Below are 8,693 nucleotides of genomic sequence, written 5' to 3'. Positions count from 1 at the left end.
CGAAGAGGTCACACCCGTTCCCATGCCGAACACGGTCGTTAAGCTCTTCAGCGCCGATGGTAGTTGGGGGCTTCCCCCTGTGAGAGTAGGACGTTGCCAGGCAGATAAAAGACAATCCATTGGATTGTCTTTTTTAGTATGCATAAACAGAATGCAGAAGGCGCTGAAGAGTTTTTGGTCCGAAGGAGCAACATCTTCTTTGAATGAGCCGATGGTTACTACATGAATCACTTCTCTGAAAAACATCGTGTCCCCCTGTGAGACGAGCTTCTTTTTTTCGTAAACTTCACAGAATGCTTCTAAGAAAAGCATCGTGCCTTCCTTGTAGAAGAAAAGAAGTGAGTCCGAGCTGTTCCTCTTCGTAACACAACGTGAATTACTTCTAAGAATAACTCCATGAGTAACCTTCCCCGTAGAAGAGAAATAGCGAGCCAGGACGTTGCCAGGCAGGGCACGCTGCGCATACAAATAGGAAAGAGGACATGCGCTGCATAATAGTAGTGCGCCTGAAGGAACAGCATCTTCCTCGAATGAGCCGATGGTAACAACGTGAGTATACATCTCTGAAAAACATCGTATCCCCCTGTGAGACGAGCTTCTTTTTTTCGTAAACTTCACAGAATGCTTCTAAGAAAAGCATCGTGCCTTCCTTGTAGAAGAAAAGAAGTGAGTCCGAGCTGTTTCTCTTCGTAACGCAACGTGAATTACTTCTAAGAACAACTCCATGAATAACCCTCCCCGTAGAAGAGAAATAGTGAGCCAGGACGTTGCCAGGCGGGCGCGCTTTACATAGAAATAGAAGTGGTATTCTCTTCATACCACGAAGTAGCCAGCGTTTCTAGGCAGGGCACGAACAGCAGTTAGACAGCACTATAGATGGAGAGCAACTCAACAGATTGGCAAAGATAATGGTTTCGACAGAAAAATCAATAGGTCCTACAGTAAATTACCGACTTTGGACAGTAAATCCTCCTCTTTCGACAGAATACCGCTCATCTTGGACAGAAAGACTATTTACACCTCAAAGTATAAGGTAGTACTACGCATGAGCCCAACAAATAAAGCTCCAAAAAACCACTCCAGACAATAAAAAAGCCGCTCAAAAAAGCGGCAATTAGAGTCCGCTGAAAAAGTCCTTTTTAGCGGATTCGAGGAAGCGGCAATGGCTCCACACGTTGCGCGCCTGCTATGAGAAAACCACTCATAGCAGGCTTTAAGACAAAGCAACGGTTCCGCTCATTGCTTAAAGGCCACTGAAAAAGGTCAAAACCGTACCTTTTTCAGTGGCCTCGGCAATTAACGTTTTTAGGTACTTAAAAAGACAAACACCCTCTAGTTTGCATTACGAGGAGGCTTGTTAGTAGGATGGATTGCTTTTTCTAATTCCTCTTGTGCAATTACATTATCCACTGTATTACTACTTGGCTTCCCTTTTTGACTGTACCCTTTTTCACGTTTCTGGCTCATCTTCATACCCCCATTTTAATTAGATTCTTTGTTAAGATGAGTTATTATAGTGAACCTTATTCATGTATGAATTCAAAATAAAAAAGATAATAATGAGGCTATGAAAATGTTAATAATTTACACCAAGTTACTTCACACATCTATAAAAAAACATAATCAATAAATATTAAGTAGGATAGGCACAAAACTACATAGAAAAGAATAGATTAAAAGAAAAGATATGTATGAAGTTTTATTGCATAGCCGATACTGATGTCAGGGGTGATGAATATGCCGAAGACGAAAACCATGAAAGTGCGGCTAGGGGATTGTTGTATGGTTTGTAAGAAAAGGAAAACTGAAGGATTGCAAGTACTAAACACTTTTATGTGTGAATCATGTGAAGCAGAGCTAATACACTTAAATGAACAAGATGACATGTATGAAACATATGTAAAACAAATGAGGAATTTATCTACTAATTTCATAGGATAAAAAGGGGCTGTCCCAAAAGTCCGGAACAGAGGTGGCAATGGCTCCGTTCGCTACGCGCCTTGAGAGGAGAAACCCACTCCTCTCAAGGCTTTTAAAAGATGTAGCGACTTCGCTCATTGCTTCGGGGGTGTCTCAAAAGGTCAAAAACAGACCTTTTGAGACACCCCCTTTATTTATGTGAAAATGACATGAAAGTACAGTATCATTATAAGTGAGAATATTTGTGGATTGGAGATTTTTGACGTTGACTCATAATCATATTCCTTTAATAAAAGCTATAAAAAATCATAAGAAGACAAATCCAATTTCTTTTCATGTGCCAGGTCATAAGAATGGGTTATTTTTTCATGACTCGATCCATGAGGCCTTTGGAGATGCTCTAAAATATGATGTAACAGAATTAGCTGGATTAGACGACTTGCATGCACCAAGTGGGGCTATACGTGAAGCACAAGAAGAGGCTGCTCGGTTTTATGAAGCAAAGGAAACATTTTTCCTTGTTGGAGGATCGACAGTTGGAAACTTAGCAATGGTTTATGGAGCGTTTGAACGAGGGGATCAGGTGTTTGTTCAGCGTAATAGCCACAAATCTGTTTTTCATGCGGTACAAATTGCGGGTTTGGATCCTATTTTGTTAACGCCAGAGTTTGATCATGACTCAAGTCACGCTATTGGGGTAACGGCTGAAACGCTAGCTGAAGCGGTACGGCAGTATCCAGATGCCAAGAGTGTTATCTTAACGCATCCCAATTACTATGGAGTTAGCTTAGATTTACAAGAAACAATTACAACTGCAAAACAGCACAATCTACTTGTTCTAGTAGACGAGGCACATGCTGCACACTATTGTTTAGGGGCGCCTTTTCCTGTATCAACTTTACAACAAGGAGCTGATGTTGTTGTTCAATCAGCACATAAAATGCTGCCTGCTTTAACGATGAGCTCATTTCTTCATATAAATGAAAAACAATCTGATGCCCTTAGGCATAAGATAAAGGAAGCACTGACTATGTTTCAATCAAGTAGTCCTTCTTATTTGCTAATGGCGTCTTTGGACGGAGCAAGAGCCTATACAGAAAGTCTCTCAAAAACAGAAATTGCTACAATTTTAGCAGGAGTTGAAGCGGTAAAAAAAGAATTATCTAACATTAAGCAAATAAAGGTTGTTAATTGGAATGACAACTATCATTGTGATCCATTAAAAGTTACAATAAGGACAACAACCAACTTAACAGGATTTGAGCTTCAAGATATTTTTATAGAACACAATCTTTATCCTGAACTTGCAGATGAGAAACATGTACTACTTGTTTTTGGATTAGGTACAATTGAAGTCCCTAGCCAGTCGCTTCAAGCAATTCGTCATTCATTAGACCCTTATGATGTTGTAGAGGAGAAACGTAGTAGCCCACTTCTTAATCTGAAGATAGGGGTGCAAAAACTAGAACTACATTCAGATGAAGTGCGTCAAGCAACGAAGAAGAGAGTACCGCTAGAAAAGGCTGCAGGATGTATAGCGGCTGAAGCTGTTGTACCGTATCCCCCCGGTATTCCACTAGTGTTACCAGGCGAGAGAATGACTGAACAGGTGATCAATGAAATAAAGAAATTAATATTAGCTGGGGCAACGTTTCAAGTTGAACAGGAATTGAAAGATGTTTTGGTAGTTGATGTGGAGGATGACAATGAGTAAAGGTTTTTTTGTGACAGTAGAAGGCGGAGAAGGGGCAGGAAAGACAACTGTCTTAGACCAAATAGAAGCAGAGCTAATAAGCAAAGGGTTCGATGTCATACGTACTCGTGAACCAGGGGGCATTCGGATTTCTGAACAAATTAGAACAGTTATTTTAGATGTTACACATACAGAAATGGATAGCCGAACGGAAGCACTACTATATGCAGCCGCTAGAAGACAGCATCTTGTTGAGAAAGTAATACCTGCCCTAGAACAAGGGAGTATTGTCCTTTGTGACAGATTTCTTGATAGTAGTCTTGCTTATCAAGGGTATGCAAGAGGGATTGGGTTCGATAAAGTAAAAGCGATCAATGAATTCGCAATTGAAGGCTATTTGCCAGATTTAACATTATTTTTCGATGTTGACCCGCAAATTGGCTTATCTCGTATTCAAAGCGATGAAGATCGAGAAGTAAATCGACTCGACCAAGAAAAAATTGAGTTTCATGAGCGTGTTAGGGAAGGGTACCAAAAAGTGATTGACGTCTATCCTGAAAGAATTAGGATCTTAAATGCCAATCAAGATGTTGAGACCGTTTATAAAGAGGCAATGAAAGAGATCAATCACTTTGTAGGTCGCATACTTTAGTAATAAAGGAGCTGTCTGAAGATGAAACTAATTATGGCTGTAATTCAAGATAAAGATAGTAATAGATTGTCTGATGCATTAGTAAAAGCTGATTACCGTGCAACGAAGCTTGCTAGTACAGGAGGCTTTCTAAAAGCAGGGAATACGACGTTTCTCATTGGTACAGAAGATGAGAATATTGAAGACGTCATGTCAATCATAAAAGAAAATTGCAAAAGTCGAGATCAACTTGTTGCACCTATTTCTCCAATGGGTGGAAATGCTGATTCCTATGTACCTTACCCAGTTGAAGTGCAAGTAGGTGGAGCAACAGTCTTTGTCTTGCCAGTTGAGCAGTTTGAGCAATTTTAAAGGTGTTGAAATAGATGGAAACGTGGAATCATTTAAAAGAAATACAACCAAGAATCATAGATTTACTTATTAAAACGTTACAAAAGGACCGTCTTGCTCATGCCTACCTATTTGAAGGAAGCAAAGGAACCGGTAAGCGTGTAGTAGCTCTTCATTTAGCGAAGAGCTTCTTTTGTGAAAACAGAGACAAGGAGAATCCTTGTTTACATTGTCCGAATTGTCGACGGATTGAACATGGCAACCATCCAGATGTACATTTCATTGAACCTGATGGCCTATCAATTAAAAAGCATCAAGTAGAGCATTTGCAAAAAGAGTTTTCATACCGTGGTGTGGAATCAGCTAAGAAGGTTTATATTGTTGAACATGCTGATTTAATGACGGTTGGAGCTGCAAATAGTATATTGAAGTTTTTAGAGGAACCAGCAACAGCAACATTAGCGATCCTTTTAACGGAACAAGGCAGTAAGGTACTGCCAACGATTCATTCACGTAGTCAGCATATGACGTTTGCTCCTTTATCAAGAGCCACTTTTTTGGACAAGCTCGTTCAGAATGGAAATTCTAACACAATTTCCAGTTTATTGGCTAGTTTAACAACAAGTTATCATGAGGCAGTGCAGTTATTAGAAGGAGATTGGATTGCACAAGCACGAACCGTAGTGATACAATTGATGGAGGAGCTCTCTACTAGACCGACTCAAGTCCTTTTTACATTACAAGAAAAGTGGTTACCTCTTTTCAAGGAAAAATCACAGTTAGACATTGGATTAGATATGATTCTCTTATGGCTGCGTGATCTCATGTTTACAAAGGTCGGAAAAGTTGACTCTTTAACTTATATTGATCAAATTGATCTATTACAACAGCAAACCCTATCTAGTTCGCAGGATACAATTAGTCAAAAGATGTCTGCGGTTCTTCATGCAAAAAGGCAGCTTGTTGCTAATGTTAATCCTCAACTTATGATGGAGAAGCTGTTGCTTAATATACAGGAGGGATAGAAGATTGCATCAAGTTGTAGGTGTGCGCTTTAAGAAAGCGGGCAAAATCTATTATTTCTCCCCTGGTTCATTTCAGCTGGAGAAGGGAGAAACAGTCATCGTTGAAACGTCTAGAGGTGTTGAATTTGGCCGAGTTGTCATTGGCACAAAAACAGTCGGCGAACACGATGTTGTTCTTCCATTAAAGCAAGTAATCCGGATTGCGACTGAGAAAGATAAATTAGTCGTTCAGGAGAATGTCGAACAAGCTAAGAAAGCGTTCGAGGTATGTACAGAGAAAATTATTGAGCATAAGCTAGATATGAAGCTAGTGGATGTTGAATATACATTCGATCGGAATAAAGTATTATTTTATTTTACCGCTGATGGTCGGATCGATTTTAGAGAGTTAGTGAAAGATTTAGCGGCTGTATTTCGTACAAGGATTGAGCTTCGTCAAATTGGTGTACGAGATGAAGCAAAAATGTTAGGTGGAATTGGCCCATGTGGCCGAGTTCTTTGTTGCTCATCGTTTTTAGGTGATTTTGAGCCTGTTTCTATCAAAATGGCCAAAGACCAAAGTCTATCATTAAACCCAGCTAAGATTTCAGGCTTGTGTGGCAGGTTAATGTGTTGCCTCAAATATGAGAACGATATGTATGAGTCAGCGAAGCAAGAATTACCTGATATTGGGAAGAGGGTAAGAACTCCTGAAGGAAGAGGAAAGGTGATTGGCTTAAACTTATTAGAAAAAGTCATTCAAGTTGAATTAGTTGAAGGTGAGCGAATAGTCGAGTTTACAATGGACGAACTAATGAGCAAGGAAAGCGTGCCGACTGAAGCCACAGAATAATGAGGTGGGAGCATCGTGGACAAAAAAGCAATTTTTACACAGGTGAGCCAACTAGAAGAACGGCTAGGTGAATTGCATCATGAGTTGCGAGGGTTGAAGGAACAGTTGGCCTACCTAATCGAAGAGAATCATTATCTTCAAATTGAAAATGAAAACCTTAGAGACCGCCTTGAAGCGCAAGAAGAAGCGCAAGAGGAAGGAAAGAACGAGAAGACTAGTACGAAAAAGCCCTTTGTAGGTGAAGGGTATGATAACTTAGCAAGGCTCTATCAGGAAGGATTCCATGTTTGTAATACACATTATGGAAGTATACGGTCAGATGGAGACGATTGCTTATTCTGTTTATCATTTTTACACCAAAAGTAAAACATAATCAAATAGATAAGTTAAGGGGGACAGATCTTGCGTTATATCGTTAGATCTGTCTTTTTAGCCTATAAAAGGAGTGCACAAAAAGCGTGAAATTATTTGAAGGAGAGCGTTTAGACTATATAGCCGGAACCGACTTAAAAGTTCTTCAGAGTCCAAATGTTTTCTCATTTTCAATTGATGCCATACTATTGGGTCGGTTTGTACAAGTACCAATTCAAAAAGGGAATATGTTAGATTTATGTACAGGTAATGGGGTCATCCCTGTTTTACTAACAACTAGATCAAAAGCGAATATTATCGGAGTAGAGATTCAGAACAAACTAGTTGATATGGCGAGGCGAACAAGTGAACTAAATGAATTACATAAACAAATTCAATTTGTCGAATCAGACCTTAATCATATTCCAAGTGAAGTGAAGCGGGGATTCTTTGATGTTGTCACTTGTAATCCTCCCTACTTTGAAACCGTCACAGAGCATGAAAAAAACCGTAATGAACATTTTGCGATAGCGAGACATGAAATTTATTGCACATTAGAAGATGTCATCCGCGTTAGTAGTCAATATGTGAAGCAAAAAGGGAAAGTGGCGTTAGTACACAGGCCTGAAAGGTTAACCGACATCATAGATCATATGCGTAATTATCGTATTGAGCCAAAACGAATTCAATTTGTCCATCCTAAAGCAAATAAAGATGCAAATATGGTATTTGTTGAAGGAATTAAAGATGGAAGAGTGGGTGTTACTTGTCTTCCACCGATTGTTGTTTACAATGAACAAGGAACGTATACAGAACAATTTAGCTCCATTTATGAAGGAAAATGAGCGAGGAAGGGATTATCATGAACCAACAAACGAGTTATAGTGATGGGGTGGAAGGAACGCTTTATTTAATTCCGACACCAATAGGGAATCTTGAGGACATGACATTTCGTGCTGTTCGAATGCTTAAGGAAGTCGATATAGTTGCAGCAGAAGATACGAGACAAACCCGGAAACTATGCAATCATTTTGAAATTGAAACATCGCTTGTCAGCTACCATGAGCATAACAAGAAAAAGGCTGGGGGGTCTCTAATTGATCAAATGAAATCTGGAAAACAAGTTGCCCTCGTAAGTGATGCGGGAATGCCTGCTATTTCTGATCCTGGTCAAGACCTTGTTCAGGAGGCATTAAAGGAAGGGATTAAAGTGATTTCTTTACCTGGAGCAAATGCAGCATTAACAAGCTTAGTTGCTTCAGGCTTATCAACAGAACGATTTGAGTTTGTTGGGTTTCTTCCACGTCAAAATAAGCAGCGCCAAGCGGTGCTCGAACAATTAAAAGGAAACCAGACCACGCTGATTTTTTATGAATCACCTCATCGTTTAAAAGAAGCATTAGAGGCGATGTTCAAAGTGTTTGGCAATCGTCACATTAGCATTAGTCGTGAACTCACCAAAAAGTTTGAAGAGTATCAAAGAGGAACGTTAGAAGAAGCCATTGAGTGGTGTGAAACAGGTACGGTTAGAGGAGAATTTTGCCTTATTGTAGAAGGAAGCAGTGAGAAGGAGGAAGAGGATAGTTGGTGGGACTCCTTAACAATCCTCCAGCATACCAACCACTACATCGAACTTGGCATGCCATCAAAAGAAGCAATCAAACAAGTAGCACGCGAACGAAATATACAAAAAAGGATTGTTTATGCGGAATACCATAGCTAACAAGAAAAGGGCGGTCTTCCCTTTTCTTGTTAGCGAAGCGATGAGCGGATCCGCCGTAATCTCTTAAGCCTAAAGGAGCGGGTTTCTCCTTTAGGCGCACGGCGAGAGGAGCCATCGCAAACCATGTTCGCACTGTTTAAGGAAGGAAGTAAGATTTCTTCCTTTGA

At 40.0% G+C, this 8,693-nt stretch carries 10 protein-coding genes and 1 rRNA gene; 10 read left to right on the top strand and 1 reads right to left on the bottom strand.

The features are described 5' to 3' along the window. A 5S ribosomal RNA gene (gene rrf / locus AC1FXP_RS20655) occupies nt 1-102 on the top strand; the annotation flags it as partial. Nucleotides 103-1,332: 1,230 nt separating this feature from the next. On the opposite strand, the gene AC1FXP_RS20650 is transcribed toward rrf, so the two are convergent. Next, nucleotides 1,333-1,467, bottom strand: coding sequence for a hypothetical protein (locus AC1FXP_RS20650; protein ID WP_480063866.1), 135 nt, complete (start codon nt 1,465-1,467; stop codon nt 1,333-1,335). A gap of 270 nt (nt 1,468-1,737) precedes the next feature. Between AC1FXP_RS20650 and AC1FXP_RS20645 the strand changes: the two genes are divergently transcribed. From AC1FXP_RS20645 to rsmI, 9 genes are all read left to right on the top strand, one after another. Next, entirely contained in the window at nt 1,738-1,941 is a 204-nt protein-coding gene (locus tag AC1FXP_RS20645) for a sigma factor G inhibitor Gin (protein WP_480063865.1), read from the top strand. A 244-nt stretch (nt 1,942-2,185) separates the two neighbouring features. Then, on the top strand, nt 2,186-3,634 hold the full coding sequence (locus AC1FXP_RS20640) for an aminotransferase class I/II-fold pyridoxal phosphate-dependent enzyme (protein WP_480063864.1): 1,449 nt from the start codon (nt 2,186-2,188) through the stop codon (nt 3,632-3,634). Next, on the top strand, nt 3,627-4,265 hold the full coding sequence (tmk, locus tag AC1FXP_RS20635; protein ID WP_480063863.1) for a dTMP kinase: 639 nt from the start codon (nt 3,627-3,629) through the stop codon (nt 4,263-4,265). Before AC1FXP_RS20640 ends, tmk begins: the two co-directional genes overlap by 8 nt. Before the next feature lie 21 nt (nt 4,266-4,286). After that, on the top strand, nt 4,287-4,616 hold the full coding sequence (locus tag AC1FXP_RS20630) for a cyclic-di-AMP receptor (RefSeq protein WP_034633666.1): 330 nt from the start codon (nt 4,287-4,289) through the stop codon (nt 4,614-4,616). 14 nt (nt 4,617-4,630) lie between these two features. Further along, the gene (holB, locus tag AC1FXP_RS20625; protein ID WP_480063862.1) at nt 4,631-5,620 is read left to right on the top strand and encodes a DNA polymerase III subunit delta'; all 990 of its coding nucleotides are present in this window, start codon (nt 4,631-4,633) and stop codon (nt 5,618-5,620) included. 4 nt (nt 5,621-5,624) lie between these two features. Further along, nucleotides 5,625-6,452: a PSP1 domain-containing protein gene (locus AC1FXP_RS20620; RefSeq protein ID WP_480063861.1), complete on the top strand. Its 828-nt coding sequence runs from the start codon at nt 5,625-5,627 to the stop codon at nt 6,450-6,452. A gap of 15 nt (nt 6,453-6,467) precedes the next feature. Further along, complete coding sequence (gene yabA, locus AC1FXP_RS20615) at nt 6,468-6,818, top strand: DNA replication initiation control protein YabA (protein WP_480063860.1); 351 nt, start codon at nt 6,468-6,470, stop codon at nt 6,816-6,818. Nucleotides 6,819-6,910: 92 nt separating this feature from the next. Next, on the top strand, nt 6,911-7,648 hold the full coding sequence (locus AC1FXP_RS20610) for a tRNA1(Val) (adenine(37)-N6)-methyltransferase (RefSeq protein ID WP_480063859.1): 738 nt from the start codon (nt 6,911-6,913) through the stop codon (nt 7,646-7,648). A 17-nt stretch (nt 7,649-7,665) separates the two neighbouring features. Beyond that, complete coding sequence (rsmI, locus tag AC1FXP_RS20605) at nt 7,666-8,526, top strand: 16S rRNA (cytidine(1402)-2'-O)-methyltransferase (protein WP_480063858.1); 861 nt, start codon at nt 7,666-7,668, stop codon at nt 8,524-8,526. The last annotated feature ends 167 nt before the right edge of the window (nt 8,527-8,693 follow it).

The sequence above is a fragment of the Halalkalibacter sp. HAAS-P013 genome, assembly GCF_056619925.1.
This window is presented reverse-complemented; position numbering and strand designations above follow the sequence as displayed.